This window comes from Rhizobium rhizogenes NBRC 13257, assembly GCF_000696095.1.
In the GTDB taxonomy this organism is placed as follows: Bacteria; Pseudomonadota; Alphaproteobacteria; order Rhizobiales; family Rhizobiaceae; genus Rhizobium; species Rhizobium rhizogenes.
In genome coordinates this window covers 352,642-378,190 of sequence record NZ_BAYX01000001.1, presented here as the reverse complement: position 1 = coordinate 378,190, position 25,549 = coordinate 352,642, and the positions used below count along the sequence as shown (strand labels likewise).

The 25,549-nt window shown below is 60.8% G+C and carries 23 protein-coding genes and 1 other RNA gene; 14 read left to right on the top strand and 10 right to left on the bottom strand.

What is annotated here, in order from left to right; all coding sequences use genetic code 11:
- Positions 1–30 precede the first annotated feature (30 nt).
- The 3 genes from RRH01S_RS01765 (at position 31) to RRH01S_RS01755 (ending at position 3,384) form a co-directional block, all read left to right on the top strand.
- Positions 31–1,197, top strand: coding sequence for an ABC transporter substrate-binding protein (locus tag RRH01S_RS01765; RefSeq protein ID WP_012651776.1), 1,167 nt, complete (start codon positions 31–33; stop codon positions 1,195–1,197).
- A gap of 103 nt (positions 1,198–1,300) precedes the next feature.
- Positions 1,301–2,185 (top strand): NAD(P)-dependent oxidoreductase, encoded by an 885-nt coding sequence (locus RRH01S_RS01760; protein WP_012651777.1) that lies wholly within the window; start codon positions 1,301–1,303, stop codon positions 2,183–2,185.
- A complete protein-coding gene (locus RRH01S_RS01755; RefSeq protein ID WP_012651778.1) occupies positions 2,182–3,384 on the top strand; it encodes a LysR family transcriptional regulator in 1,203 nt (400 codons plus the stop codon). Before RRH01S_RS01760 ends, RRH01S_RS01755 begins: the two co-directional genes overlap by 4 nt.
- Before the next feature lie 27 nt (positions 3,385–3,411).
- On the opposite strand, the gene RRH01S_RS01750 is transcribed toward RRH01S_RS01755, so the two are convergent.
- Positions 3,412–3,978: a helix-turn-helix domain-containing protein gene (locus RRH01S_RS01750; RefSeq protein ID WP_034517978.1), complete on the bottom strand. Its 567-nt coding sequence runs from the start codon at positions 3,976–3,978 to the stop codon at positions 3,412–3,414.
- A 331-nt stretch (positions 3,979–4,309) separates the two neighbouring features.
- Here RRH01S_RS01750 and RRH01S_RS01745 point away from each other — a divergent pair, with 331 nt between their 5' ends.
- Both RRH01S_RS01745 and RRH01S_RS01740 read left to right on the top strand, forming a co-directional pair.
- A complete protein-coding gene (locus RRH01S_RS01745; RefSeq protein WP_034517976.1) occupies positions 4,310–4,837 on the top strand; it encodes a GNAT family N-acetyltransferase in 528 nt (175 codons plus the stop codon).
- 10 nt (positions 4,838–4,847) lie between these two features.
- Entirely contained in the window at positions 4,848–5,300 is a 453-nt protein-coding gene (locus RRH01S_RS01740; RefSeq protein ID WP_012651781.1) for a DMT family transporter, read from the top strand.
- A 30-nt stretch (positions 5,301–5,330) separates the two neighbouring features.
- Here RRH01S_RS01740 and yghX read toward each other — a convergent pair whose 3' ends face one another.
- Positions 5,331–6,218, bottom strand: coding sequence for a YghX family hydrolase (yghX, locus tag RRH01S_RS01735; RefSeq protein WP_012651782.1), 888 nt, complete (start codon positions 6,216–6,218; stop codon positions 5,331–5,333).
- Between the two features lie 106 nt (positions 6,219–6,324).
- The gene (locus tag RRH01S_RS01730; protein WP_012651783.1) at positions 6,325–7,248 is read right to left on the bottom strand and encodes a thymidylate synthase; all 924 of its coding nucleotides are present in this window, start codon (positions 7,246–7,248) and stop codon (positions 6,325–6,327) included.
- A 196-nt stretch (positions 7,249–7,444) separates the two neighbouring features.
- On the opposite strand from RRH01S_RS01730, the gene ssrA reads away from it, so the two are divergent.
- The 4 genes from ssrA (at position 7,445) to RRH01S_RS01715 (ending at position 9,011) form a co-directional block, all read left to right on the top strand.
- Positions 7,445–7,816: a transfer-messenger RNA gene (gene ssrA, locus RRH01S_RS33345) on the top strand.
- Between the two features lie 118 nt (positions 7,817–7,934).
- On the top strand, positions 7,935–8,444 hold the full coding sequence (locus RRH01S_RS01725) for an SspB family protein (protein ID WP_012651785.1): 510 nt from the start codon (positions 7,935–7,937) through the stop codon (positions 8,442–8,444).
- A gap of 53 nt (positions 8,445–8,497) precedes the next feature.
- Positions 8,498–8,692 carry a DUF4169 family protein gene (locus RRH01S_RS01720; protein ID WP_042469742.1) on the top strand — a complete coding sequence of 65 codons (195 nt, stop codon included), beginning with the start codon at positions 8,498–8,500 and terminating at the stop codon, positions 8,690–8,692.
- Positions 8,693–8,798: 106 nt separating this feature from the next.
- The gene (locus RRH01S_RS01715) at positions 8,799–9,011 is read left to right on the top strand and encodes a ribbon-helix-helix domain-containing protein (protein ID WP_007697059.1); all 213 of its coding nucleotides are present in this window, start codon (positions 8,799–8,801) and stop codon (positions 9,009–9,011) included.
- 77 nt (positions 9,012–9,088) lie between these two features.
- On the opposite strand, the gene RRH01S_RS01710 is transcribed toward RRH01S_RS01715, so the two are convergent.
- The gene (locus tag RRH01S_RS01710) at positions 9,089–12,793 is read right to left on the bottom strand and encodes an AsmA family protein (protein WP_042469739.1); all 3,705 of its coding nucleotides are present in this window, start codon (positions 12,791–12,793) and stop codon (positions 9,089–9,091) included.
- Positions 12,794–12,985: 192 nt separating this feature from the next.
- A complete protein-coding gene (locus RRH01S_RS01705; RefSeq protein ID WP_042469737.1) occupies positions 12,986–14,398 on the bottom strand; it encodes an FAD-binding oxidoreductase in 1,413 nt (470 codons plus the stop codon).
- 390 nt (positions 14,399–14,788) lie between these two features.
- Between RRH01S_RS01705 and RRH01S_RS01700 the strand changes: the two genes are divergently transcribed.
- The 4 genes from RRH01S_RS01700 (at position 14,789) to RRH01S_RS01685 (ending at position 17,645) form a co-directional block, all read left to right on the top strand.
- On the top strand, positions 14,789–15,550 hold the full coding sequence (locus RRH01S_RS01700) for a transporter substrate-binding domain-containing protein (protein ID WP_085946440.1): 762 nt from the start codon (positions 14,789–14,791) through the stop codon (positions 15,548–15,550).
- Between the two features lie 64 nt (positions 15,551–15,614).
- The gene (locus RRH01S_RS01695; RefSeq protein ID WP_012651789.1) at positions 15,615–16,286 is read left to right on the top strand and encodes an amino acid ABC transporter permease; all 672 of its coding nucleotides are present in this window, start codon (positions 15,615–15,617) and stop codon (positions 16,284–16,286) included.
- Positions 16,283–16,942 (top strand): amino acid ABC transporter permease, encoded by a 660-nt coding sequence (locus RRH01S_RS01690; RefSeq protein WP_012651790.1) that lies wholly within the window; start codon positions 16,283–16,285, stop codon positions 16,940–16,942. The genes RRH01S_RS01695 and RRH01S_RS01690 overlap by 4 nt, the downstream gene beginning before the upstream one ends.
- Positions 16,920–17,645, top strand: coding sequence for an amino acid ABC transporter ATP-binding protein (locus RRH01S_RS01685; RefSeq protein ID WP_042469735.1), 726 nt, complete (start codon positions 16,920–16,922; stop codon positions 17,643–17,645). Before RRH01S_RS01690 ends, RRH01S_RS01685 begins: the two co-directional genes overlap by 23 nt.
- 22 nt (positions 17,646–17,667) lie before the next feature.
- Here the strand turns inward: RRH01S_RS01685 and RRH01S_RS01680 are convergent, their stop codons facing one another.
- Complete coding sequence (locus tag RRH01S_RS01680) at positions 17,668–18,573, bottom strand: AraC family transcriptional regulator (protein ID WP_012651791.1); 906 nt, start codon at positions 18,571–18,573, stop codon at positions 17,668–17,670.
- 14 nt (positions 18,574–18,587) lie between these two features.
- Here RRH01S_RS01680 and RRH01S_RS01675 point away from each other — a divergent pair, with 14 nt between their 5' ends.
- A complete protein-coding gene (locus RRH01S_RS01675) occupies positions 18,588–18,995 on the top strand; it encodes a DUF2000 family protein (RefSeq protein WP_012651792.1) in 408 nt (135 codons plus the stop codon).
- 70 nt (positions 18,996–19,065) lie between these two features.
- Here RRH01S_RS01675 and RRH01S_RS01670 read toward each other — a convergent pair whose 3' ends face one another.
- The 4 genes from RRH01S_RS01670 to RRH01S_RS01655 all read right to left on the bottom strand — a co-directional run bounded on the left by RRH01S_RS01670 (position 19,066) and on the right by RRH01S_RS01655 (position 25,517).
- Complete coding sequence (locus tag RRH01S_RS01670; protein ID WP_007697084.1) at positions 19,066–19,734, bottom strand: YiaD family glycine zipper/OmpA-like lipoprotein; 669 nt, start codon at positions 19,732–19,734, stop codon at positions 19,066–19,068.
- A gap of 202 nt (positions 19,735–19,936) precedes the next feature.
- Positions 19,937–20,950 carry a flagellin N-terminal helical domain-containing protein gene (locus tag RRH01S_RS01665; RefSeq protein ID WP_042469733.1) on the bottom strand — a complete coding sequence of 338 codons (1,014 nt, stop codon included), beginning with the start codon at positions 20,948–20,950 and terminating at the stop codon, positions 19,937–19,939.
- A 248-nt stretch (positions 20,951–21,198) separates the two neighbouring features.
- Positions 21,199–24,363 carry an efflux RND transporter permease subunit gene (locus RRH01S_RS01660; protein WP_042469731.1) on the bottom strand — a complete coding sequence of 1,055 codons (3,165 nt, stop codon included), beginning with the start codon at positions 24,361–24,363 and terminating at the stop codon, positions 21,199–21,201.
- The gene (locus RRH01S_RS01655; protein ID WP_037218598.1) at positions 24,360–25,517 is read right to left on the bottom strand and encodes an efflux RND transporter periplasmic adaptor subunit; all 1,158 of its coding nucleotides are present in this window, start codon (positions 25,515–25,517) and stop codon (positions 24,360–24,362) included. The genes RRH01S_RS01660 and RRH01S_RS01655 overlap by 4 nt, the downstream gene beginning before the upstream one ends.
- Positions 25,518–25,549 lie beyond the last annotated feature (32 nt).

Below are 25,549 nucleotides of genomic sequence, written 5' to 3'. Positions count from 1 at the left end.
CCACATCGATTTTACAACTGGAGGAGAGACATGAGCATTAAGAAACTGGCGCTAGGCGCCATTGCCGCGATCAGCTTGATCGGGGCGCCCGCAATGAGTTTTGCGCAGGACACCGTCAAGGTCGGCGTCGTCATCCCGCTCACCGGCGGATTCCAGTCCAACGGTCGGCAGATCAGCGCCGCGATCAAGACCTATGTCGCGACCAAGGGCGATACCGCCGGTGGCAAGAAAGTCGAGCTGATCGTCAAGGACGACGGCAGCGCCGCCGACAACGCGCTACGCCTCTCACAGGAACTGGTGACCAACGACAAGGTATCCATCCTGACCGGCTTCGGCAACACGCCCGCGGCCCTTTCCGTCGCACAGCTATCCAAGCGCGCCAAGATCCCGCAGGTCATCATGGTGGCCGCGACGTCGTCAATCGTGGATGCCTCGCCCTACATTCTCCGGACATCGTGGACCGTCCCGCAGATGGCCAGCGTCATCGGCAAATGGGCTCCGGAAAACGGCGCGAAGAAATTCGTCAGCATCGTCTCGGACTATGGCCCGGGCGCCGATGCGGAAAAGTGGTTCCAGAAGACCATCGAGGCCAATGGCGGCACGGTCGTTTCGAAGCTGAAGGTTCCGCTTGCCAATCCGGACTTTGCGCCCTTCCTGCAACGCGCGGCCGATGAAAAGCCGGAAGCGCTCTTCGTCTTCGTTCCGACCGGCGCGGGTGCCGCCTTCATGAAGCAGTTCGTCGAGCGCGGCCTCGACAAGTCCGGCATCAAGGTCATCGCCATGGCCGACGTCACGGACGACGATCTCCTGAACAATATGGGTGATCCGACCATCGGCGTCATCACCGGCGGCCCCTATTCGGCAAGCCACGATTCGCCTGAGAACAAGGCTTTCGTGGAAGCCTTCAAGAAGGCCAATGACGGCATGCGCCCCAACATGGTCGCAGTCGCCGCCTGGGATGCCCTCGACCTGATCTACAAGACCCTCGACAAGACCAAGGGCGATGCGACAGGCGATACCTTTGTCAATGCAGCGAAGGGAATGCAGTTGCAGAGCCCACGAGGCCCGATCTCAATCGATCCCGCAACCCGCGATATCGTGCAGGATATCTACATGCGCAAGGTCGAGAAGGTCGGTGGAGAACTGTACAACGTCGAGTTCCAGACCTACGACAACGTCAAGGATCCGGCACACTGAGCCAGGGTCGTACAATCTGAGGATCGCGGCGATGTCGCGGTCCTCATGATAAGTTTTCGCTATACCTTTGTTAGGCTGAATGTTCGCACGAGGAACCGGCAGCATGTCGACGATCGCACTCATCGGGTTTGGGGAAGCAGCGCAAGCCTTTGTCGCCGGCTGGAAAACTGTCGAAGGCAGCCCGATCAAAGCTCCCATCACTACCTTCGATATCAAGATAAAAAGTAGCGATCATCGCCGGGGCCTGCTTGATGCCTGCGCACGGCTGGAAGTGCTATCCGGCGAGAGCCCGCGCGAGGCCACCACCGGCAAAAGAGCAGTCTTCAGCCTGGTGACAGCCGACCGCGCGCTCGAAGCCGCCAAAATGGTGGCCGCCTACCTCGAGAAAGACGCACTTTATCTCGACTGCAACTCGTGTTCGCCTTCGACAAAGGTGGCCGCCGCGAAAATCGTCGAAGAAGCCGGCGCCCGCTACGTCGACGTGGCGGTGATGGCGCCGGTCTATCCCGCCCGCCATCGCACCCCTCTCCTGCTGGCCGGCAGCGACGCGGCAAAAGCTGAAGCCTTGCTGACACGTCTCGGAATGAATGCCCGCGTCGCCGGCGACACAATCGGACAGGCATCCTCGATCAAGATGCTCCGCTCCGTCATGATCAAGGGGTTCGAGGCGCTCACCGCCGAATGCGTTTTGGCGGCACGCCGGGCGGGCGTGGAGGATGCCGTTCTGGCGTCCTTGCAGGCGTCCGATCCGGGGATCGACTGGGCTGCCCGTTCGTCCTACAACCTCGAGCGAATGATGGTGCACGGAACGCGGCGCGCGGCAGAGATGGAAGAAGTGGCGGTGACGCTTCGCGATCTCGGTCTTCCCGACGGAATGGCATCATCCGCGGTCGACTGGCAGCGTCGAATCGGAAATCTTGGCCTCAGCGCCGCCGATCTCTCGCTGACCGAGCGCGTCGACCTGATATTGGAGCACCTCCTGTCTTGAATTCCGCACAGTCGTCAGAGCCGGAGCTACAGCACAATCTTCGCCATCTCAGGGTCTTCCTGATGGTCGTCGATACGGCCTCGGTGACGAAGGCTGCTGAACTATGTCATGTGTCGCAGCCGGCGGTGACCCAGGCCCTGTCGAAAATCGAGCGCGGCGTCGGCATGGCGCTCTTCACGCGGACCGCCCAGGGACTGTTCGTGAACAAGCAGGGCGAGGTGCTTGCAAAGCGCGTCCGACGCGCTTTCGGCTATCTCGATCCGGCGCTGTCCGATCTCAGCCCCCGGCTGCGCATCACCGCGACGACGGCGCAACTTCAGGCGCTGATTGCCGTGCGCGAAATGGAGAATTTCACCCTCGCCGCACGCCGCCTCGGCCTTGCCCAGCCGACCGTGCACCGCGCCGTCACCCAACTCGAGCAGGAGGCGGCACGTCCGCTGTTCGAGCGGACGTCCTACGGCATCGTCGCAACGCGGACGGCCCAGACGCTCGCGCAGGCAGCAAGACTTGCCTTCGCCGAACTCAGCCAGGCTGAAGCCGATCTTGCCGAAACGGTGTCCGAGGAGGCCGGACGCATCGTCATCGGTGCAATGCCATTGTCGAGATCCTATGTCCTGCCGCAGGCAATCGCCAACTTCCGCACGCTTCGCCCCAAAATACCGATCCAGGTCGTGGAAGGCCCCTATGCCGATCTTCTGGCCGGGCTCAGACGCGGGGAGATCGACTTTCTGATCGGCGCCCTGCGCGATCCCGCGCCGATTGGCGATGTGGAACAGCGCGTGCTTTTCACCGATACGCTGGTCCTGGTCGCCGGCCGCGATCATCCGCTGATCGGGAAGGACAATATCGCCCTTGAAGAGCTTGCCTCCTACCCTTGGGTGGTGGGCTTGAGCGGAACGCCGATCCGGAAGCATTTCGACGCCATGTTCGACAGCCTTGGACGAAGGCCAGCGAGCATCGTCGAATCGGGATCGCTGATCCTCATGCGCGAACTGCTGGATCGCACCGATCATCTCGGCTGCATTTCCTATCTGCAGGCCGAAGCAGAGCTGACACGCGGGCTCATCAAGGCCCTGCCCTATAATCTCGACCACACCGCGCGACCCATCGGCCTGACGCTGCGATCCGGCTGGATGCCAACGGCGGCTCAGGAGCAGTTTCTGGATCTCGTGCGGCAAAGGGTCGGCACGCCATTATAGCATTTGCTTATGATGGCGATTCGCATTCTACGAATTGCGCAGAACAATCACAGCATAGATGCAGGGCCACTCACTTTCATTCTTGAACACGCAATCTGTCGGCGGACCGAGTTCAAGGCAATCGCCGGCAGACATTCCGTGCCTGGTGTCGCCCTCGAGGAATACCAGATCTCCATCGAGAACCCAGATAAGCTGCCGGGCAAAAGCATAGACCGACGCGGGCATCGAGACTTCCGCTCCGGCCGGCAGCTCAATGCGAACAAGATCCAGAGGCAAATCCGACTTTGGGGAAATATGCCGCCGCTCATAGCCGGTTTGCGGGTCGACCCATACGGGTTGATCTCCCTTCCTGAGGAGACGCCCCTGATGCATTTCCGCGCGAGCCATCAAGGTTGACATGCTGAGGCCGAACGCTCCGGAAAGCTTGCCGAGCAAAGTGGCGGTCGGACTGCTGTCGCCGCGTTCGATCTTATGGATCATGGCGCGGGAGACGGCAGACCTTTCGGCAAGTTCCGTCAGCGACCAACCACGGCTTTCGCGTTCGATCCGGATGCGGGTGCCTATGCGTTTATCAACACTATCAAGCTGAGACATACATGCCACTATAGTGGACAATTTCGCGCGTAGCAATCGAGAGAGGTTATTTCCCTCTTTCGATCAGGACATCGGGAGATGGATTGGTTCCGGCGAAGGTGGAATAGCCGTAGAGTGATCAGTTAGGCCAAAATCTATCTGAAATTCCAGCAGGTTTCGAGAATGCTCATCTGCCGGCTGCCCGCATCGCTGCACCTATCGGGGCAAGTCGATTTTCATCTTAGTAGATATTTGTATTAATATAGTAGACAGCACTAGAAATCCGACGTATCGAAATACATCTCCAGCGACCACAGCTATCCAATTTATGAGATTCCCGAAGGAAGAACCGATGCGAATTCGCGATGCGGAAGCCACAGACATCGACGGCATCACCGCAATCTACAATGACGCTGTCGCCAATACCGCCGCGATCTGGAATGAAAAGCAGGTGGATGCCGACAATCGGAGAGAATGGCTCCGAGATCGCCTGAAACTGGGCTATCCGGTGCTGGTCGCTATCGACGACCGGGAGGATGTCGTCGGCTATGCGTCTTTCGGCGATTGGCGCGCCTTCGACGGCTATCGTCATACGGTGGAACACTCGGTCTACGTGAGAAATGATCAGCGCCGAAACGGCGTCGGCAAAGGGCTGATGATTGAATTGATCGGGCGGGCAAAAGCGATCGGAAAGCATGCCATGGTCGCCGGCATCGAGGCTGGAAACACCGGTTCGATCCGGCTGCATGAGAAGCTCGGCTTCAAGCAGGTCGGCCTTCTGCCGGAAGTGGGCACCAAATTCGGGAGATGGCTCGACCTTGCCTTTCTGCAACTGCTTTTGGATCGGCGAACGGACCCCGATGCCATGCAAGCCGACTAAGGGCTGTGGCATGTCGAGCTATATCGTATTTGCTACCCTCGCCGTCGCCGGCATCTCGCTTGTCCTGCAGAACATTCTCATGCTGCGGATAACGCAATCCGTTTCCACGGTACTGATCGCGCTCGTCATCAATTCGTCGGTAGGACTGACGGCGCTTCTGCTCTTGCTCATTGCCCGCAAGGGCATCGCCGGCATTGCCGAAGCCCTTGATGCGATCCGGCCATGGACCTTCCTGCCTGGCCTCCTGGGCTCCTTCTTCGTTTTCGCTGGAATTTGGGGCTATCAGCGCCTGGGAGCGGCGCCGACCATAGCGGTGCTGGTCGCCAGTCAGTTGCTCGCGGGCTTGGCATTCGATGCTGCACGGTCCGGGCAGATGCCGGTATCCGACAATGTCTGGCAGATCACCGGCGCCGTGCTGCTGGTAATCGGCGCGGTCCTCGTCGCCAGCCGGCACGCTTCCTGACGAAAGGATGCCAACAGCAATCGCCAACCCTCAAGCCAGATAGCGCTTGAACCAGCCTATCGTTCTGTCCCAGGCAAGCTTGGCCGCAGCCTCGTCATAGCGGGGCGTCGAGTCATTGTGGAAGCCGTGATTGACGTCGGGATAGATATGGGCCTCGTAGACTTTGTTCGAAGCCTTCAACGCCGCCTCATAGTCCGGCCATCCCTCATTGATCCCTTTGTCCAATCCCGCATAGTGAAGCAGCAGGGGCGCCTTGATGCGCGGCACATCCTCCGCCCTTGGCTGCCGGCCGTAAAAAGGTACGGCCGCTGCCAGCTCGGGATAGGCAACGGCGGCTGCATTCGACACGCCTCCGCCATAGCAGAAGCCGGTAATGCCGACCTTGCCGGTCGTGGCATCATGCTTCATGAGAAGCTCGATCGCGGCGAAGAAGTCGTTCATCAGCTTTTGCGGATCGACCTGCTGCTGCAACTCCCGTCCCTTCTCGTCATTGCCGGGATAGCCGCCGACGGAGGTCAGGCCATCCGGCGCAAGCGCGATGAAGCCCGCTTTGGCGACGCGACGCGCAACATCCTCGATATAAGGGTTCAGCCCCCGGTTCTCATGCACGACAACGACTGCCGGCACCTTCCCCTTGGCCGCAGCCGGCCGGACGAAATAGGCCCGAACGGTTCCGTTCCCCTGCGGCGACGGATAGGTGATATATTCGGGCAGGATGTCAGGGTCGGTAAACTCGACCTGCTGCGCAAGCGCATAATTGGGGCTCATCAGCCCGAGGATCGCCGCGGCCGTCAGACCGCCCACGGCATACTTGCCCGCCCGATCAAGAAACTCGCGTTTCGTGATTTTCCCATGGGCGTAATAGTCGTAGAGTTCCAGCAGTTCCGGATGAAAATCCTTGGCGGTCAGACGTGTCATTGGCGCTCCCCCCCCTCGTGTCTACGAAGAGCAGACTAAACACTTAAGCCAGTTCTTGAATTCACTTTTACGCTATCGCCGGATATGCCCGCGCGGATAACGGTATTTAAACCGCAACTTCCGCCGCTATCGCCGCATGGGGCTCGTAGTCGCTGACCTCGAAATCCTCGATACGGTAATCGTCGATGCTGTCCGGCCGGCGGAGCAATCGCAGGGTCGGAAATGGCCGTGGTTCCCGGCTCAGCTGCTCGCGGATCGCGTCGAGATGGTTGAGGTAGATGTGGACGTCGCCGCCCGCCCAGACCAGTTCACCCACGTCCATGTCCACCTGTTGGGCAACCATGGCCAGCAACACAGCCTGCTGGCAGATATTGAACGGATTTCCCAGAAACAGGTCGCAGGAGCGTTGGTAAACCATCAGGCTCAGGCGCGGCCGCTTGGTCTCGCCCGGAGAAGGCAGGTTCGAGACATGGAACTGATAGACCATGTGACACGGAGGAAGCGCCATTCCGGCGAGTTCGCCGACATTCCAGGCATGGAAGATCATCCGGCGGCTGCTTGGATTATGCCTGAGCTGATCAATAACCGTCGCGATCTGATCATGCACTTGGCCGTCGGCATCACGCCACTGCCGCCATTGCTTCCCGTAAACAGGGCCTAGATCGCCCCATGTCTCGGCAAAGGCCTCGTCGGCCAGTATCCGCGCCTCGAAGTCCTCCTGGCTGATAGCCTCTCCCGTCGCCTTGCGATAGGCGGCCAGCGGCCAGTCGGTCCATATCCGCACATTCTGCTTCAGAAGATTGCGAATATTGGTGTCGCCGGTCAGAAACCAGAGCATCTCCTTGACGGCGAGTTTCCAATAGACCCGCTTGGTCGTGAACACCGGAAGCTGGCCCTTGGAAAGATCGAAGCGCATCATCGCGCCGAGCCCGCTCAGCGTGCCGACACCAGTCCTGTCGATCCGGCGATCACCGTTTTCGAGCAGGTGCGCCATCAGGTCGAGATATTGATATTCCGGGTGGCGAACCATTCTGAGCTCCGACATTTCCGCGAAGGATCCGGGCAACCGTAAAAACAATTGCCCCCGTCGCCGATTCCATTGGCCACTAATTTAATGGCAAGTCGGTGCAAAACCAACCGCAACCAGGCGCAATCCCGGCAATTCTCGCTCCCGATGGTCAACTATCATGGCAAAGCGATGCCTAGGCGACGCATTTATGACAATTGCCCTTTCCTTCGCCCAAGGAAAACACTATATCAGCCATGCCGGTCTTCGGGCCGGCTATGGCGATAAACGAGCGATGTAATAAACCTATTGGACCCGGGGGCGGTACCCGGCGCCTCCACCAAAAACCGGCCAGGCGAGCTTTGCTTCAGACCGGCTTTTGATGGGGGCGAAATAGGATCGACAAGGGCGTAAAGATCGACTTTTTGCTCGGCATTGTACCACCGTTATCGGGCTAAAATTGTAGTTGCAAACGACAACTATGCGGAAGCTCGTCTCGCTGCCTAACGGTGGTGTGACACTTCAAATCAAGTCCTGAAGGTTCGCACCTTAAGGCGGGGTTCGAAGGTACCTGGCAACAGAAACCTTCACCTTCTCCCTATCTTCGATATTATGTATGATCAGGCGATGACTCGCGCGGGGGCTTTCCCGTCTGCGCCCGGCGTGGCATAAGCCTTAGAAAAAACATGGCCAACGAAAGACAGGAAAGCATGGGGCAGGATCATATCCGCTACGACATTTTGGCACAGGACGCCCTGCGTGGAGTTATCCGTAAGGTGTTGACCGAGGTCGGCGCCACCGGTCGTCTGCCCGGTGACCATCATTTCTTCATTACCTTTCTGACCGGAGCGCCCGGCGTTCGCATTTCGCAGCACCTGAAGTCGAAATATCCGGAACAGATGACCATCGTCATCCAGCATCAATTCTGGGATCTGAAGATCACCGAAAGCCTGTTCGAGATTGGCCTTTCCTTCTCCGACGTGCCTGAAAAGCTGGTCGTCCCCTTCAATGCGATTCGCGGCTTCTACGATCCATCGGTGAATTTCGAGCTGGAGTTCGACGTGCCGCTCGCCGATGACGAGGAAATGCCGACTGGCGAAATCACCGCTTATCCGGTGGCCGCCGAAGGCAGCGAAGAGCCGGTGGTAGAGGCGAAGGAAGGCGAAGAGAAAAAGCCTGGCTCGGTCGTCTCGCTAGACGCATTCCGCAAGAAGCAATAACATCCTTGGGGGAGCGAAAGCTTCCCCTTTCTGCATCGTCCGTGGGGACAGCAATGAGTGCCGAAATCGTCAATCTGCGTCAGTTCCGGAAAAAACAGGCCCGCTCCGAAAAGGAAACGCAGGCGGAACAAAATCGCATCAGCTTCGGCCGCACCAAGGCGGAGAAGCACCTGACCAAGGCGCTCAACGACAAGGCCACCCAAACGCACGAGGCCGGCCACATCGAGCCGACCAAGACGGACGAGTAACCTACCGAGCCGAACGAAGTCCTTTCGAAATCAGCAGTTTATTCCAGTACTTTGAATCATTTTCAGAATTCCTCCCCCCTTTCCGAGCTTTTTGATCGATCCACCGATGATCCGCAAACATTCCGCGACGTTGCATGGCCACCGCACAAGCTTTTCCCTTGAAGATGCGTTCTGGAGCGAGCTAAAGGCAATCGCCAAAGCGCGCGGCACCTCGCTTGCCGCGCTGATCTCCGAAATCGATGACGGGCGGGAGCCGGAGAGCAATCTCTCCTCCGCGCTTCGGCTCTATGTCCTGAAATGGCTGAAAGAACGCGCTTAGTAAGCCGCACCCGGCCGAATGCACAAGGAGCGCCCGGCCCTTCGCCTTCAGGGCGCATCATATAACGGATGACATCCCTACTGGGCGATGCCGGGAAGGCCGTTGAAATTCAGCGGTGCAATTTTCTGCGGCCCCTGTCCGTTGAGAACCGGCAATTGCTGCGCCTGTGCCTTCGCGCGGGCTTCCGCATCGGCCTTCGCCTTGGCCGCAGCTTCCGCTTGCTTCTCGGCAGCAGCCTTTTGCGCCAGTTCCCTTAGGCGCTGCTCTTCAAGGCTCCGCTGCTGCTCGAGTGCCGCGTCGCGCTGGCGCTGGGCTTCGCGCATAGTGGCGGTGTATTTATACAGCGCCACCTCGCGCCGCAGCCGCTGCTTTTCCAATACGCTCGCCTGAAGCCGTTCGACGCGCCGACGCTCACGCTCGAAGGCACGCAGCGACAGGAAGCTGGTGATGTCGGTGACATTCATCGTTCGGCCGGGGCTTGCCAACGGGCCGGCGAAGTCGAGGCGCAGCGCCGGCTCGGCGCCATTCAACACCTCATTGCCGGCGTTGAAATCGATGCCGAGCGACCCGCGCATACGTTCATCCGGCAGGCTGATCTCGGCGCTGCCTGACAGCTTCGCCACATCGTTGCCAGCGCTGAGATTGGTGGCGCGGATGACGCCGGTCGAGATGTTGAAGGGGATGCTCATCGCCGGCAACACCGCCTCGCCGTTATTCAGCAGCGTCTGTACGATCGGCAACACCTTGTCTGCGGTGATATCGCCCTGGATCTGGTCCGTCGCCGACAACAGCGGTGGGAGTACCGAAAGATTGAGACCGCGGACGCGCGTTTCGCCAAGCTTCGCCGCGCCGGAACCGCTGGCATTGGCGGCAAGCTCACCCATACTCTTGCCACTGGTCTCCATGCTCAGATCCAGGCCAAAGCGGCCAGTGGCCAGCGGCGTGCCGTCACGCTGCCAGGCGACGGTCGCGAGATCGCCATTGGTGAGATTGAGCTTCGTCTGCATCAGCCCGGTGCCATCGGAATTGGCGAGCATCAAATTACCGGCGAGCGTGCCGCCATTCCACGCGCCGGCGATATCGTTCAGCCGCAGCTCTTCGCCCTTATAGGCAGCATTGGCGTTGAAATTGGAAATCGGACCGAATATTCCCGGCCATACCTGCTTGGCCGACAGCTTGATGTTGAGATCGAGCCCGTTAAACGTCGGCAGCCCAAGCTTGGCCTTGGTCAGGTTGCCCGTCGCAGCATCCGTCATCGGCCCGTAAATCGCTTCGCCCAGCCAGCCGAGATCCGCCTTGTCGAGCGCCAGTTCGCCGGTCGCCTTGATGTTCGGAGACTTGCGATCGAAGGTCAACGCGCCAGAGACATTGTTGTCGGCAAGATCGCCTTTCATGTCGGTGAGCGCGATCTTGTCGGCATCGATCACGGCATTCGCCTGGAACTTGACCGGCAGTCCCGTGCCCATCTGCGGCACGCCAATACCATTCATCACGAAATAAGGATCGAGATCGGCGCTATCGAGCGACAGTGCGATCTTGCCGTTGAGGAAGGCGCTGGGACGGACATCGACCTTGCCGTTGGCCGTGAACGAGGTCTTGTCGGTCGCGAAGGTCAGCGCCGCATCCGCCGGTTCGGTGCCCTCTGCCGTCACCTTCAGCGTCAGGCGGCCATTGGCGTCGGCTTCGACGGGCAGCGGATCTAGCCCCGCCTGCCCGAACAGGATCGAGGTGACAGAATTTTCAAGCGTTGCCTCCAGCGTCGTCGTGCCCTTGCCGGTCAACGCCAGCAGGTCGGACATGCGGTAATCGAGATTGACGCGGCTACCGTTAGACACGCCGGCGAGCGTCACCGTCACACCGTCACCTTCATTACCGCCGAGGGATAGCGCACCACGCAACGCAGTATTGCCGTACCACGCAGCATTGCGCACCAGCCGATCCATGACCGGATGATGCGGCAGATGCTGGCTCAGCATTTCGAGGAAAGGACCCGGGTCGGTCGCCTTGAACGTGATCTCGCCCGACCCCTTGTAGTCCAGCAGCGAGCCATCGCCGCGCCCTGTTGCCGTGATCTCGGCCCCGGCAACGTCGCGCACCGATAGCTTGTCGAGCGTCAACGCTCCGTCCGTGATCGAAAAGGATGTCTCGACATTGTCGGCCTGTACGCCGAACAGGGCGAATTTATCTGCCTTCAAATGCGCCGTAATCCGGTGGTCGAGCAAGGCTTCGCCGGCGTCCTGACCGGTGAACATGCCTGTCAGCGCCCTCAGCGCATCAAGGTCTAGCGCATCGCCGCTGAGATCGACGGCAAGCTTCGGCGCCTGCTTATCTGGCGCCTGCCGGTCCAGCTTGCCCTTGAGCGTCGCCGACCCGATGGCGATTTCAAGGTTGTCGAAGCGCTGCTCTTCATGCCGCAAGCTGACATCGGCGGAGAAGCCGGCCTGCCGCAACTGCCGGATCGATGGATCGACCGAACCCACCAGCCAGGACGCCAGGCCCGACGGCTGGTTGGAGGCGACAACGAGATTGCCGATGAAATTTGGCTCGCCCTGCAGCATGAGCTTACCGGTGGCCTCGACCTGCGTGCGCCCCGGCAACATGCCGATCGCATGGTCGATCTTCCAGCCGGTTCCAGCAGGCTCCAGATCCAGCTGCACGTCGCGGATGGTGGTGTCGCCGGCAACGATCGCCGGCAGGCGGAATGTCGCCTTGCCGGGCACCTGCGGGATCGGGACCTCGGCGGCAATCGCGATCAGGTTGTTCAGGCGCTGACGCGCGGAGATGGCTGGATTGCGGTTGGTCTTGCCGTTGGAGCCCTGAGTATTACCGAGGCGATTGACGTCGATCTGCTGGCCATCGGCGGTCAGCAGGAATTCCGGCTTGGTGCCGGTATCCAGCGTCGCTTCGCCGGTCACCACGTAAGGATCGTCCGCCGCCCCGACCTCCAAGCGATATTCAGGGATCCGGATGCGCTCGTTGGTCAGCTCGAAGCGGCCTTTGACGCGGGGTTGAGCTTGCTCATCCGCGGCTTTACGCGCCTGCTTGTCCTCGATCCCCGCGGTAAAGAGACCGAGATAATCCGGCTTGCGATCAACCAGCTTCAACTCGCCATCGAGATCGACAATGAGAGGATGACGATCCGGATTGAGCCGGGTGCGGACACGCAACACGCCGCTATCGTCCGGCTGGCTGCTGGAAATGGTGAAACTGCCGTGCTCGCCATCGAGCGCCGCATCCCCTTCGATCCGCCAGGGACCGGCGAGCGACTTCGCGGACATCTCCGCATTGAAACCGGTAATGTGCCGGGTGCGGCCGGATTGCTCATCGATAAACTGGATATCGCCGCCATCGACATGCACGCTTTCCAGCACGACCGACTTGGCGGGCATTTCCGGCTGGCTGCCGCGCATCCAGTCGAGCGTGCCGTCCTTCAGCAACCGCAGGCGCACCTTCGGCTCGGAGACGCGCATATCGAAGATCAGTGCTTCGCCGGACAGGAACGGTGCCAACTCGGCATCCATGGAGAACTGAGCGATCTGCACTAGCGGCGTCCCGTCGGCCTCCTGGCCAACGCGGACGTCATGCAATGTCACGGAGGGAAATGGCAAAAGGCGGGCATCGACGGTGCCGTGAACGGTCACTTTCTTACCGATGATACGGCTCGCCTGATCTTCAAAATTCTTGCGAAAATCGGTCCAGTCTATGAAGAGCGGAGCGAGCAGCGCCACGAACAGCACCACTACAAGCAATCCCCCCAAGAAAACCAGGACCCTACCTAACAATGCACACCGTCTCCATTCTGCATTCCTATATACAAGGCATCACATATCCAGCCATATAGGCAAAAAAGCAGCCTCGATCCCTTGCGAATCCGATCCCTATCCAAACCACACCGCGGCTCCCGAGATACGGAACGTCGTAGCCTAGCGCCATTCACGCAAGGGGCAAGCCGGGATCATGGAGTATTCCATTTTTCAATGGCCATGAAAGATCTTACCCGGGTTGAAAATCGCGTCTGGATCGAGAGCGTGCTTGACCTGGCGCATCAGATCGACGGCGCCGCCAAGTTCCTGCTCGAGAAACGACATCTTGCCCTGCCCGACACCATGCTCGCCGGTGCAGGTTCCGTCCATGGCCAGCGCCCGCGCATTCAGCCGCGCAACGAAGGCTTCGACGACGGCGATGCCTTCGGGCGTCTTGTCGTCGAACAGCACCAGCACATGGAAATTACCATCGCCGGCATGCCCGACGATCGGCGCCAGCAATCCATGTTCCTCAATGTCGGCCTGGGTCTCGGCAACGCATTCGGCAAGCCTTGAGATCGGCACGCAGACATCCGTCGACAGTGCCGCCAGTTCCGGTGCAAGCGCACGCGCCGCCCAATAGGCATCGTGGCGCGCCTTCCAGAGCTTGTTGCGCTCCTCGAGATTGCTGGTCCAGAGGAATTCGCCACCACCGCACTCCGCCGCGATCTCGGCGAACTGTTCCGATTGCAGCGCGACGGTCTCTTCGGTGCCGTGAAATTCGAGGAACAGCGTCGGCTGCTCGTCATAGGTGAGGCCTGAGTATGCATTGCAGGCCCGCAGCTGGACGGCATCGAGAAGCTCGATCCGCGCAACCGGAATACCCATCTGGATCGTCATGATGACTGCATCGCAGGCTGCATGGATGGTCGGAAAGGCGCAGGCACCGCCTGCGATCCTCTGAGGAATGCCCTGCAGGCGCAGCGTTACCGAGGTCAGCACGCCGAGCGTCCCTTCCGAGCCGACGAAGAGCCGGGTCAGATCATAACCTGCGGAGGATTTCCTAGCGCGACGGGCGGTGCGGATCTCTTCGCCATTGGCGGCGACCACGGTCACGGCCAGCACATTGTCCTTCATCGTGCCGTAGCGCACGGCATTGGTGCCGGAGGCGCGCGTCGCCGTCATACCACCGATCGAGGCATTGGCGCCGGGATCGATCGGGAAGAACAGGCCGGTGTCGCGCAGATAGGTGTTGAGCTGTTCGCGGGTGACGCCGGGCTCGACCGTGCAGTCGAGATCCTCGGCATTCACTTCAAGCACCCGATTCATCCGGCTGAAATCGATGGAAATTCCGCCCTGCGGCGCATTCACCTGTCCCTCCAGCGAGGAACCCGTGCCGAAGGCGACAATTGGAACCTTATGCTCGGCGCAAGCCTTGACGACCGCCTGCACGTCCTCGCTCGTCTCGGCAAAGAGCACTCCATCGGGAAGCTGCGTGGGAATATAGGTAGTCGTATGCGCGTGCTGGGCGCGAAAACTTTCGCCGGTCTGGAAACGCTCGCCGAAGGCCTGTTTCAGAATGCCGAGAACGGCAGCAATCCCTGCCTCGTTGCGTATCCCCGCCTTCGCGTCAGCCAGAGCCATCGTCCCGAATCTCCCATCAAAAACATATAAGAGCGCGTTAACCTTTTGCGGTTCTATGGGGCATCGGAACGACGCTGTCCAGTCATGAAAATCTCCCGTGGTTTCCACACGGCGCGAGCACTCGCCAGCCCAAGATCAAGCCGCCGCGATTGCGATCGCCGACAAGTGTCAGACGATGCGGAGGATCGGCTATTTTGCATATTTTTTAAGCAAAACTCGGCCGAATTGTGCATTTGCCGCAAATTTCCCTCCGAGAGAAAGCACGTCTTGAGCGAGCGAGCACATCCTTCAACCGACTGGCATACCTCTTGCGTGCGGTCCGGCAGTTACACATAGCCACGTTTGGAAGGACATTCGATGAAGCGCAGACAATTGCTCACGGCACTCGGTATGGCGATGCTGGCGATGGGGTCGCTGTCGAGCCCGCACGCAGCCCGGGCGGACGCCTTGAGTGATATCACCTCGCGAGGCACGATCCGCGTTGCCGTTCCCCAGGACTTCCCGCCTTTCGGCAGCGTCGGGCCGGATATGGCGCCCATGGGCTATGACATCGACATGGCAAATCTGATCGGCGAAAAACTCGGCGTGAAGACCGAGCTGGTGCCGGTCACCAGCGCCAACCGCATTCCCTACCTCCAGACAAACAAGGTCGACCTGGTGATTTCGAGCCTCGGCAAGAATGCCGAGCGCCAGGCCGTCATCGACTTCACCGACGCCTATGCGCCCTTCTTCAACGGCGTCTTCGGCCCTGCTGATGTCGCCGCCACCAAGCCCGAGGATCTTTCTGGCAAGACGATCGGCGTCACGCGCGGCGCCATCGAGGATCTGGCGCTGACGAAGGTCGCCCCGCAGGATGCGACGATCAAGCGTTACGAAGACAATAATGGCACCATCTCGGCCTTCCTGTCCGGCCAGGTCGACCTGGTGGCCACCGGCAACGTCGTTGCCGCCGCGATTCTCGCCAAAAACCCGCCGAAGAAGCCGGAGATGAAGTTCCTCATCACCAACTCCCCCTGCTTCATCGGCCTGAACAAGAGCGAACCCGCGCTGCAGAAAAAGGTCAACGACATCATCGCCGCCGCCAAAGCCGATGGCACGCTCGGCAAGATATCGCAGAAATGGCTGGGCGCCGACCTCCCCGCCGGCTTCTGATCAACGCAAGCCCGGCCACACCCTCATCCGATGGTGCGGCCGGAGCCGAGCGAGGCACCATTTCATGCGCTATCACTTCGATTTCGGCTGGCTCGCCGAATACTATCCGGTTCTGATCAAGGGCGTCCTCGTCACCATAGAACTGACCCTGGTCGGCGCGGTGGTCGGCATCGCCCTCGGCATTGCCTGCGCCTGGGCGCGGGCTCTGGGTCCACGCTGGCTCCAGCCGATTGTCGCGACCTATGTCGAGCTCATCCGCAACACGCCGTTCCTGATCCAGCTTTTCTTCATCTTCTTCGGACTGCCCGGCATCGGCATTCATATGAGCGAAATCACGGCGGCCAATCTCGCCATGATCGTCAATCTGGGCGCCTATAGCTGCGAGATCATCCGCGCCGGCATCCAGGCGACGCCGCGCGGCCAGTTCGAGGCCGGCGCCAGCCTGGCGATGACTCCATTCGAGACGTTCCGCCACGTCATTCTGGTTCCCTCGCTCCAGCGCATCTGGCCGGCCCTGTCGTCCCAGGTCGTCATCGTCATGCTCGGCTCCGCCGTCGTCTCGCAGATCGCCGCCGAGGATCTGACATTCGCGGCAAACTTCATCCAGTCCCGCTCCTTCCGCGCCTTCGAAGCCTATTTCGTCTCCACGGCGATCTATCTGCTTCTGGCCATCATCCTGCGGCAACTGCTCACAGCCGCAGGTTCGCTCATCTTTCCGCGCAGGGTCCGCCGATGATTCAATTCACCACCTGGGACATTCTGCGCGGCCTGCTGCTCGCCACCCGCTGGACCATTCTGCTCTCGCTCGTTTCCTTCATCGGCGGCGGCACGGTCGGAGCGATCCTCCTCTTCCTGCGCATCGGCAAGAACAAGGTTGCTCGCATCGCCGTCAAATATTTCGTCGAGCTCTTTCAGGGCACGCCGCTGCTGATGCAGCTCTTCCTCGCCTTCTTCGGCCTCGGGCTCTTCGGTATCGACGTGCCGGCCTGGCTTGCCGCTGCTGTCGCCCTGATCCTCTGGTCCTCGGCCTTTCTCATCGAGATCTGGCGCGGCTGCGTCGAGGCGGTGGCGAAAGGTCAGTGGGAGGCCTCCGCGAGCCTCGCAATGGGCTACATGCAGCAGATGCGCTACGTCATCCTGCCGCAGGCGCTCCGCATCGCCGTCCCACCGACGGTCGGCTTCTCGGTACAGGTGGTCAAGGGCACGGCCCTCACCTCGATCATCGGCTTCGTCGAGCTGTCGAAGGCCGGCACGATCATCACCAATGCGACGTTCCAGCCGTTCACCGTCTACGGCTTCGTCGCCCTTATCTATTTTGCCCTGTGCTGGCCGCTGTCCAAGAGCAGCCAGATCCTGGAAAGGAAGCTGAATGTCGCTCATCGAGGCCACTGAAGTCCGCAAAAGCTTTGGCGAAAACGAGGTGCTGAAAGGCATAAATCTCGACGTCGAGCCCGGCGAGGTGATCGCCATCATCGGCAAGAGCGGCTCGGGCAAATCGACGCTGCTGCGCTGCATCAACGGGCTTGAAAACATCAATGACGGCTCGATTTCCGTAGCCGGCGCCCAGCTTCTGCCCGACGAGCTGCATCTGAAGGCGTTGCGGTTGAAGGTCGGGATGATCTTCCAGCAGTTCAACCTCTTTCCGCATTTGAGCGCCGGTCGCAACGTCATGCTCTCGCAGATGGTCGTCAAGAAGACCTCCAAGGCCGATGCCGAGGCTATGGCGCGGCGCATGCTCGACCGCGTCGGGCTTGGGCATAAGTTCGACGCCTTTCCCGACGAACTCTCGGGCGGCCAGCAGCAGCGTGTCGCTATTGCCCGAGCGCTCGCCATGCAGCCGATCGCACTCCTTTGCGACGAAATCACCTCCGCACTCGATCCCGAGCTGGTGGCCGAGGTTCTCGCGGTCGTCCGCGAACTCGCCAGCGAAGGTATGACGCTACTGATGGTCACGCATGAGATGAAATTCGCTCGCGACGTCTGCTCACGCGTCGTCTTCATGCATCAGGGTCGCGTCCATGAAATCGGGCCGCCGGGCGACGTCTTCGCCAATCCGAAAACGCCGGAGCTCAAGCAGTTCCTCGGCATGCTCTGAGCATTGCCGCGACGCTGCTTGCTTATGGGTGCCGCACCGATAGCCGCGCGGCGCCGACCATCCCACCCCATGCGCCCGGCGCCATGCCGAACGCCTTCTTGAAATGACGGGTCAGATGGCTTTGGTCGGCGAATCCCGTGGCGGCCGCCACTTCGGCAATGGGCTCGCCGTCGCCGATCATCGTCTTGGCCCGCTGCAGCCGCCGCATCAGCAGGAAGCGATGCGGGCTGGTGGCGAAGGCGGCCCGGAAATGCCGTGACAGAGCGAAACGATCGAGGCCGGTAACGCGCTCGAGCTCCTCCGAGCGAACGCCGCGCATGGCATGCGCTTCCAGATAATCCCGCGCCGTTTTGACCTGGCCCCAGGCGATAAGTCCCAAGGGCTTCTGCGGCAGGCGCGCATGCGAAGCGAGCCCTGTCGCCATGCGTGAAATAAAATCGTCGACGAAAAGCTCATCCAGCTCGCGGTCGAGTTCGCCCAGTGCGGCGAGCAGCAGACCGGCGAGACGATCATCCTCGATCACCGGCTCATCGACGAAAGGCAGCCCAATACGCGCTGCTTCCAGGCATTGTATCAGCATCGACGGTTCGAGATAGAGCATGCGGTAGATCAGCCCATCATCGGTCGCCGCACCGCCATCATGCACCTCGTCCGGATGCAGGATGATCACCCGGCCCGGCAAGCTGTAGCGGCGTTCGCCGCGATAGCTAAAGGTCTGCACGCCGCGGATGGTGACGCCAAGAGCATAAGTATCGTGTCGGTGCAAATCGAAGGCGTCGCCATGAAATTGCGCATGAATGCGCTCGATGCCGGGATAGGCGGGCGCCGATACGATGCGGTTCGCCTCCGGCCCCACGCACAAACGTTCAAGACCCTCAAAGGCCCGACCGGCTATCTCTTCGTGCAATGGCTTATTCCCAGACAGCATGAAAGTGGCTACCGATGTTTGATACCAAAATCGCGATCGTTCTGCGAAACAATCTTCAGTCCTGGCAAAAACTGAACGTGACCGCCTTCCTGTCGACCGGGATTGCCGGGCAGTGTCCGGACATTATCGGCGAGCCCTACAGCGATCGCGCAGGCAATCGCTACAACGCCTTGTCGATCCAGCCGATGATCGTGCTATCCGCCGACGAAGAAACGATCGCTGCGATCCATCGCCGCTCGCTAGAACGGGGCATCACCTCCTCGATCTTCATCGAGGAAATGTTCTCGACCGGCCATGACGCGGCCAACCGTGCGGTCTTCTCGGAGTTCGCGCCCGAAGACGCCAAGGTGGTAGGTATTGCCATACGCGCCGACAAGAAGATCGTTGACAAGATTACCAAGGGCGCGGCGATGCACGCGTGAAGACACGCTGATTAAAAGCAAAAAGGCCGGATCTCGCGATCCGGCCTTTTCAATTGAGTGGGCTGCAAAATCAGCCGTTCTGCGTAATCGGCGCGATCTGGATTTCGACGCGGCGGTTCTGGGCGCGGCCGGATTCGTTGGCGTTGCTGGCAACCGGCTGCGTCGGGCCGAAGCCGACGGCCGAAACGCGGCGCTGGTCGATGCCCTGGCTGCCGAGATAGGAGGCAACCGAGCCGGCGCGGCGCTCGGACAGATCCTGGTTATGCTGCAGGCTGCCGGTCGAATCCGTATGGCCGTTGACGTCGATCAGCGTGCGGTTGAACTTGCGAAGCACGATCGCGACCGAGTTCAGCGTCGCGAAGAATTCCGGCTTGATCTCGTCCCGGTCGATATCGAAGGTGATGGCCGACGGCATGTTCAGGATGATGCGGTCGCCGACGCGAGTGACGGAGACACCCGTGCCCTGCAACTGCGCGCGCAGTTCGGATTCCTGCTGGTCCATGTAGTTGCCGATACCGGCACCTGCGAGCGCCCCGACACCGGCGCCGATCAGCGCGGCGTTGCGGCGCGAAGCCGGTGAATGGCCGATGAGAAGACCGGCAACGGCACCGACGCCGGCACCGAGCGCGGCGCCCCCCGCAGTATTGGATACCTTCTGCTCGCCCGTATAGGGGTCGGTCGTCGTGCATGCATTAAGAAAGGCTGCCGAGATGGCAAGAATGGCAATTTTTTTGATCATGGAATCGTCGCTCTCCGGTTCGATGGTCCGAAGCAGATATGGAGCATTGCGGCAATATGATGAAGCGGAATCTTCACGTTGCCGCGATCGATCAGCCGCGCCATCGCCCGGCCTTGTATTTCCCCGACCTAGACCACGGGGGGAGAGCGCGACGAGATCCCAGGATACCCGCCTTGTTTCCCTTGAAACACAGGCTCTGTCCTCAGAAATTCTGGAAAAGCTGCGTCAGCGTATTGTAGCTCGCATTGGCGATGGACAGCGATTGTATCCCCAACTGTTGCTGGGTCTGCAACGCCAGCAGCTTGCTCGATTGCTGCTCCATGTCGGCATCGACAAGCTTGCCGACGCCGCTGGTGAGCGAATCGCTGAGATCGCTGGCGAATTGGCTCTGCAGGTTGACGCGTGTTTCCAGTGAGCCGAAGGCCGAGCCTATGGTGTTCAGTTGATGCAACATGGCGGTGACGGTATTGACCATGTCCGTCAAAGCGCCATTCGTCGTATTCGCATCGAGCGAGATTTCCACCTGTCCGTTGGTGTCACCATACTTGCTGCTGACCAATACATAATTCTGGGCCGCACCGGCTTCCGTCGCAAAGGCGGTGGAGGTGAGCACACCATAACCGCCGGAGCCGCCGGACTGGTCATCGAGGAGATATCGCGCATCCGTCGACACGATAGTGCCACTGGTCGAGGTGACGCCTTCGTAGTCCAGCATGCCGATTGAAATGGTACCATCGGTGTTGCGAATGACTGAACCGGGGATCCGATGCGGTTCGGTGGGATCTTCACCATCTTGAAGCACGATCCAGTTGACGCCATTGAAGCTCGCGGACTGGCCGACGCTGCGAAGCTGATCCTTGAGCTGGGTGATCTCGTCATTGAGCTTGGTCTTGTCAACGCTGCCCTCATAGGCGCTCACCAGCTTCGAGCGGATCTGGGTGACGACATCGATCGCGCTGGTGACGCCCGTGGAGGCGGTGCTGACCGTGGCGGAGGCAAGGCCCAGCGCATCCTGCACGGCCGACACGGCGCCGATATCGGTGCGCGTCAATGCCGAGATCCGCCAATAGGTGGCATCGTCCTTAGCGGTCTGCACGCGCAGGCCGGACGACATCTGCCGCTGGGCGACATTCAAATCCGATTGGGTGTTTCTGAGAACTTCAAGCGCGATATTGACGGAGGGACTAACCCTGATGAAGGTCGAAAAAATACTCACGACACACGGACTCCGGACGCAACGATACACAACAGGCACAAGGAGACATTGGAACCATGCCGCGAGCGCTCATGCACGCGGGCCGACAGTGTCGGCGAACGTGAGTCCGGCAAAAAACAGCGCCTGAACTCGGGTGGTTACAGGCACCTATGATTAACAATCATGTTTAATAAACAGCTAATCGAAACGGTCGAGTTACTATAAATCTTTGGTTGAAGTCGATTTATCTATTACGCCGAAACGTACGGTTACTCCGCCGCCCTGAGTTTCGTCAGCTTCGCCCTGAGCGCGGCATCCGACATTTCCTCGTGCAATCGCTGCTCCTCGTGGGCCTGCGGCTTGGCGAAGCGGGCAATCAGGAGATAGGCGACCGGCGTGACGTAGAGCGTCACCAGGGTCGCGAAACCGAGACCGCCGACAATCACCCAGCCGAGCGCGATGCGCGCTTCCGCTCCGGCCCCATGCGCAAACACCAGGGGCACGCCGCCGAGGATGGTGGCGATCATGGTCATCATCACCGGACGCAGACGCAGCGCGCAAGCTCTCTCGATCGCCTCACGCACGCCCTCACCCGCATCGCGCAGCTGATTGGCGAATTCCACGATCAGGATGCCGTTCTTCGCCATGACGCCGACCAGCAGCACCAGACCGATCTGGCTGTAGATGTTGAGGCTGGAACCAGTGATGACGAGCGCAAAGATCGCGCAGGCGAGACCGAGCGGCACCGTCGACATGATGATCAACGACGACAGCACACTCTCGAACTGCGCGGCCAGCACCAGGAAGATGATGATGATGGCGAAACCGAAGGTAAGCGCCATGCCGCTGGAATTCTCCTGCAGCGTCGCCGCCTCAGCAAGCGGGATCAGCCGCGCGCCGGGCGGCAGAAGCGGCGCGGCGATCCGCTTCACCTCCTCCACGGCCTGGCCAAGCGACATATTGTTCTTGAGGCCGGCGGTGATTGCCACCGATGCCAGTTGTTGCTCGCGGGTGAGCTGCGGCGCAACCGCCCCCTCCTTCAGGCTGGCAATGACCGACATCGGCACGATCTTGCCGTCGCCGGTCTTCAGGAAGACGTTTTCGAGATCAGTCGGATCGTCGATCGGCCGCATGGTCGAGGTCAGAAGTACCGGATATGCCTCGCCCTTGACGAAAACATCGACGACGGAGCGACCTTCGAGCAGCGATTGCAGCGCCGTCGACAGGCCTGTGATGTCGACGCCGAGATCGGAGGCGCGCTCGCGGTCGATCGCGACGGAGACCTGCGCCTGGGTCGGCTCGTTGTTAAGGCGCGGTGTATCAAATTGGCCGGTGGCGTCCAGCGCCTGCACCAGTTTCAGCGCCGCCTGCGTCAGCGCCTCGTGATCATTACCCGTCAGCGCCATCTGCACGCCGCTGCCGGCGCCGCGAATGCGTAGGCTATTCGACTGGAAGACATTGCCGCGCAGCGCCGGCACGCGGGCCATTGCCCGGTTGATATCGGCAACGATGTCGGTCTGCGTGCGATGGCGCTCGCTCCAGGGCGCTAGCGTCAACACCATGAAGCCGGTGTTCACCTGCCCGTTCTGGCCGGAGATTGCATAGACATTGCGGATATCGCCGCTGTCCATCAAGGGCTGCAGGTTCTCCTCCACGCGCTGCAACTGATCCTTGGTGTAATCGAGGCTGGCACCCTGCGGCGTGGTCAGCCGGAGCATCACCAGAGCGCGGTCCTCATTCGGCGTCAACTCGCTCTTGACGCCCAGGAAGGCAAAGATCGCTGCGGCGGAGAAGATCGCGCAGAAGGCGATGACCACCACTGGCGCGTTGAGACAAGCGCCCAGCGTACGACGATAGACACTGGAGAACAGCGCGCCAAAACGGCCGAGCATGCCGTGATCCTCGCGCATCTCCCTGGTCAGCATGCGCGAGGCCAGCATCGGACAAAGCGTCAGCGCCACGATCGACGACAGGCCGACGGAGAAAGCCAGGACGAATCCGAATTCGCGGAACAGGCCACCCACCTGCCCCGGCAGGAAGGACAGCGGAATGAAGACTGCGGCAAGTGTCGCCGTCGTCGCGATGACCGCGAAGAAGACCTCGCGCGTGCCAAGCACCGCCGCCGCACGCGGCCCCATCTTTTCCGACCTGCGACGCACGATGTTTTCCAGAACGACGATGGCATCGTCGACCACGAGGCCGGTCGCAAGCACGATCGCCAGCAGCGTCAGGATGTTGATCGAAAAGCCGACCATGTAGAGCGCCGCCAGCGTGCCCGTCAGCGCCACGGGCATGGTGACCGCCGGGATCAGCGTTGCGCGCCAGTCGCGCAGGAAGAGATAGATGACGATGGTAACGATCAGCCCCGACAATATCAGCGCCAGGACCACCTCATGGATCGCACCCTGGATGAACACGGCGTCATCGCTGGTGATCGCGATATGGGTTCCCTCCGGCAGGGATTTCGACAGTTGCGCCACCACGGCTTTCACGCCATTGGAGATGTTCAGCGTGTTCGATTGCGCCTGCCGGATGATGCCGAGGCCGATGCCCTGCACGCCGTTGGAACGGAGAGCCGTCGTGCCGTCCCGAGGGCCGAGCGTCACAGTCGCGACATCGGCGAGCCGGACGCGATCCTTGACGATCAGTCGCGAAAAGTCCTCGGGAGTCTGCAACGCGGCCGTGGCGCGCACGACGATATCCTGCCGATTGCTCTTCAACGATCCGGCCGGCACATCGAGCGCCGCCGTTGCCAGCGCCGTCGTCAGGTCGCCGATCGTCAACCCTCGCCCGGCAAGCGCTCCCTGATCGACATCGATACGAAAGACTTTCTCCTGATCGCCATAAAGCTCGACATCGGCAACGCCATCGACGGAGGCCAGCCGATCGGTGATCTCATTGTCGACGAGCTGCGTCAGGTCGTCCATGGTCAGCGTATTGGAGGTGACGGCAAGGCGCATGATCGGCTGCGAATCCGAATCCGCCTTGACGATCTGCGGCGCGTCCGCCTCGTCGGGCAGCTGCTCGGTGATGCGGCCGATCGCATCGCGAACGTCGTTGGCGGCAACGGAGAGATCAATGGCGTCGGAAAATTCGAGCGTCACCCGGCTCTGGCCGAAGGATGAGCTCGACGAGACCGATTTCAGGCCGCTGACGCGGGCAACCGCGCCTTCGATAACCTTGGTCAGCTCCTGATCCACCGTCTGCGGCGCAGCGCCGTCGAACATGGTTCGCACGGTCACCACCGGACGGTCGACATCGGGCAATTCACGCACCTCGACGCCAAAATAGGCGGCAAGGCCGGCAACGACCATCAGCGTGTTGAAGACCAGCGCCAGGATCGGCCGGCGCACGAAAAGCGCGGTAAAAGCCTGCTTGCCGGAACCAGTGCCTGTCCCGGCCCCATCGCCGGTATCGTTGCCGTGCCCCATCATTGCGTGACGGCCCCCGTGGCCTCGGCGACTTCGCGGGCAAAGCGCACGGCGCCGCCCTCGGTCACGCGCTGCAACCCCTCGGTGACGATCCGGTCGCCATCCTTGAGATCGGCCTGAACCAGCACCGCATCCGGATTACGCTGCACGACACTGACACGCACCTTGGACGACTTGCCGTCAGCGACGCGCCAGACGTAAGAGCCCTCGCCGTCCCACTGCACCGACAGCGGATCGACGGAGGGATAGGTCTCGCCGGCAAAGCGCATGCCGACATTGAAGGACATGCCGGCGCGCAACTCGTCCGTGGCATTGTCGATACGGGCACGAATCCGCAAGGTACGGCTGGCGCCATCGACGCGGTTGTCGACCGCCTCGACCACACCGGAGAACAACCGTCCCGGCCGCGCCACCGACGTCGCCTCGACCGGCTGGTCGACCTTGACCGTATTGGCGAACCGCTCCGGCACCCAGTAATCGACCAGCACTTCCGAACGGTCGTCGAGCGTGACGATGCTGGTCGTCGTCGTGACGTTGTCGCCGATGACGACGGGCACGATACCGACGATGCCGTCGATCGGCGCAACGATATCCCGGCGCTTCAGCGCCAGCTCAGCCGATTGCAGCGCCAGTCTGGCGCCCTGTTCAGCGATCTCCGAGTCGAAGACATCCATGCGCGACACGCTGGATTTGATGGTGTGATAGAGCTGCGATTTCTCGACAGCGCTCTTCAACGCCACCTCTGCCTGGCCGCGAGCGATGATCTGTTCGTCATCATCGAGGCGGGCCAGCACCTGGCCCTGCTTCACATGATTGCCGGACTTGATGAGGATTTCGCGGATCGTGCCCGTCGCCTGCGGCATGACGACGACGGAACGGATAGCATCGCCGGTGCCGATGGCGCTCAGGCGATCATTGACCACGCCGCTGACCACGGCCTCGGTCACCACCAGCGGCGTATCGGCGCCACGCCGCCCACCGCCATTCGCTGCCTTCTCACTCTTGGTGCTTTCACCAGGCGCAATAGCCCCCACGACGGCTTCAGGGACGCCAACTGCCCGCAGCAATCCAGCCGTGCCGGGCACGAAAGCCACCACAGCGGCAATACCTGCCACTAGCAACAGAAAAGACAACGAAAGCTGCTTCCAGGCGGTCATGTACGTCTCCGGCTCGTTGTCAGAGGCGATGA

What these genes read in the sequence shown, in the direction of transcription:
- RRH01S_RS01765 (WP_012651776.1), top strand. Translation starts at nt 31, where the DNA reads ATGAGCATTAAGAAACTGGCGCTAGGCGCCATTGCCGCGATCAGCTTG.
- RRH01S_RS01760 (WP_012651777.1), top strand. Translation starts at nt 1,301, where the DNA reads ATGTCGACGATCGCACTCATCGGGTTTGGGGAAGCAGCGCAAGCCTTT.
- RRH01S_RS01750 (WP_034517978.1), bottom strand. Translation starts at nt 3,978, where the DNA reads ATGTCTCAGCTTGATAGTGTTGATAAACGCATAGGCACCCGCATCCGG.
- RRH01S_RS01745 (WP_034517976.1), top strand. Translation starts at nt 4,310, where the DNA reads ATGCGAATTCGCGATGCGGAAGCCACAGACATCGACGGCATCACCGCA.
- RRH01S_RS01740 (WP_012651781.1), top strand. Translation starts at nt 4,848, where the DNA reads ATGTCGAGCTATATCGTATTTGCTACCCTCGCCGTCGCCGGCATCTCG.
- yghX (WP_012651782.1), bottom strand. Translation starts at nt 6,218, where the DNA reads ATGACACGTCTGACCGCCAAGGATTTTCATCCGGAACTGCTGGAACTC.
- RRH01S_RS01730 (WP_012651783.1), bottom strand. Translation starts at nt 7,248, where the DNA reads ATGGTTCGCCACCCGGAATATCAATATCTCGACCTGATGGCGCACCTG.
- RRH01S_RS01725 (WP_012651785.1), top strand. Translation starts at nt 7,935, where the DNA reads ATGGGGCAGGATCATATCCGCTACGACATTTTGGCACAGGACGCCCTG.
- RRH01S_RS01720 (WP_042469742.1), top strand. Translation starts at nt 8,498, where the DNA reads ATGAGTGCCGAAATCGTCAATCTGCGTCAGTTCCGGAAAAAACAGGCC.
- RRH01S_RS01715 (WP_007697059.1), top strand. Translation starts at nt 8,799, where the DNA reads ATGATCCGCAAACATTCCGCGACGTTGCATGGCCACCGCACAAGCTTT.
- RRH01S_RS01705 (WP_042469737.1), bottom strand. Translation starts at nt 14,398, where the DNA reads ATGGCTCTGGCTGACGCGAAGGCGGGGATACGCAACGAGGCAGGGATT.
- RRH01S_RS01700 (WP_085946440.1), top strand. Translation starts at nt 14,789, where the DNA reads ATGGCGATGCTGGCGATGGGGTCGCTGTCGAGCCCGCACGCAGCCCGG.
- RRH01S_RS01695 (WP_012651789.1), top strand. Translation starts at nt 15,615, where the DNA reads ATGCGCTATCACTTCGATTTCGGCTGGCTCGCCGAATACTATCCGGTT.
- RRH01S_RS01690 (WP_012651790.1), top strand. Translation starts at nt 16,283, where the DNA reads ATGATTCAATTCACCACCTGGGACATTCTGCGCGGCCTGCTGCTCGCC.
- RRH01S_RS01685 (WP_042469735.1), top strand. Translation starts at nt 16,920, where the DNA reads ATGTCGCTCATCGAGGCCACTGAAGTCCGCAAAAGCTTTGGCGAAAAC.
- RRH01S_RS01680 (WP_012651791.1), bottom strand. Translation starts at nt 18,573, where the DNA reads ATGCTGTCTGGGAATAAGCCATTGCACGAAGAGATAGCCGGTCGGGCC.
- RRH01S_RS01675 (WP_012651792.1), top strand. Translation starts at nt 18,588, where the DNA reads ATGTTTGATACCAAAATCGCGATCGTTCTGCGAAACAATCTTCAGTCC.
- RRH01S_RS01670 (WP_007697084.1), bottom strand. Translation starts at nt 19,734, where the DNA reads ATGATCAAAAAAATTGCCATTCTTGCCATCTCGGCAGCCTTTCTTAAT.
- RRH01S_RS01660 (WP_042469731.1), bottom strand. Translation starts at nt 24,363, where the DNA reads ATGATGGGGCACGGCAACGATACCGGCGATGGGGCCGGGACAGGCACT.
- RRH01S_RS01655 (WP_037218598.1), bottom strand. Translation starts at nt 25,517, where the DNA reads ATGACCGCCTGGAAGCAGCTTTCGTTGTCTTTTCTGTTGCTAGTGGCA.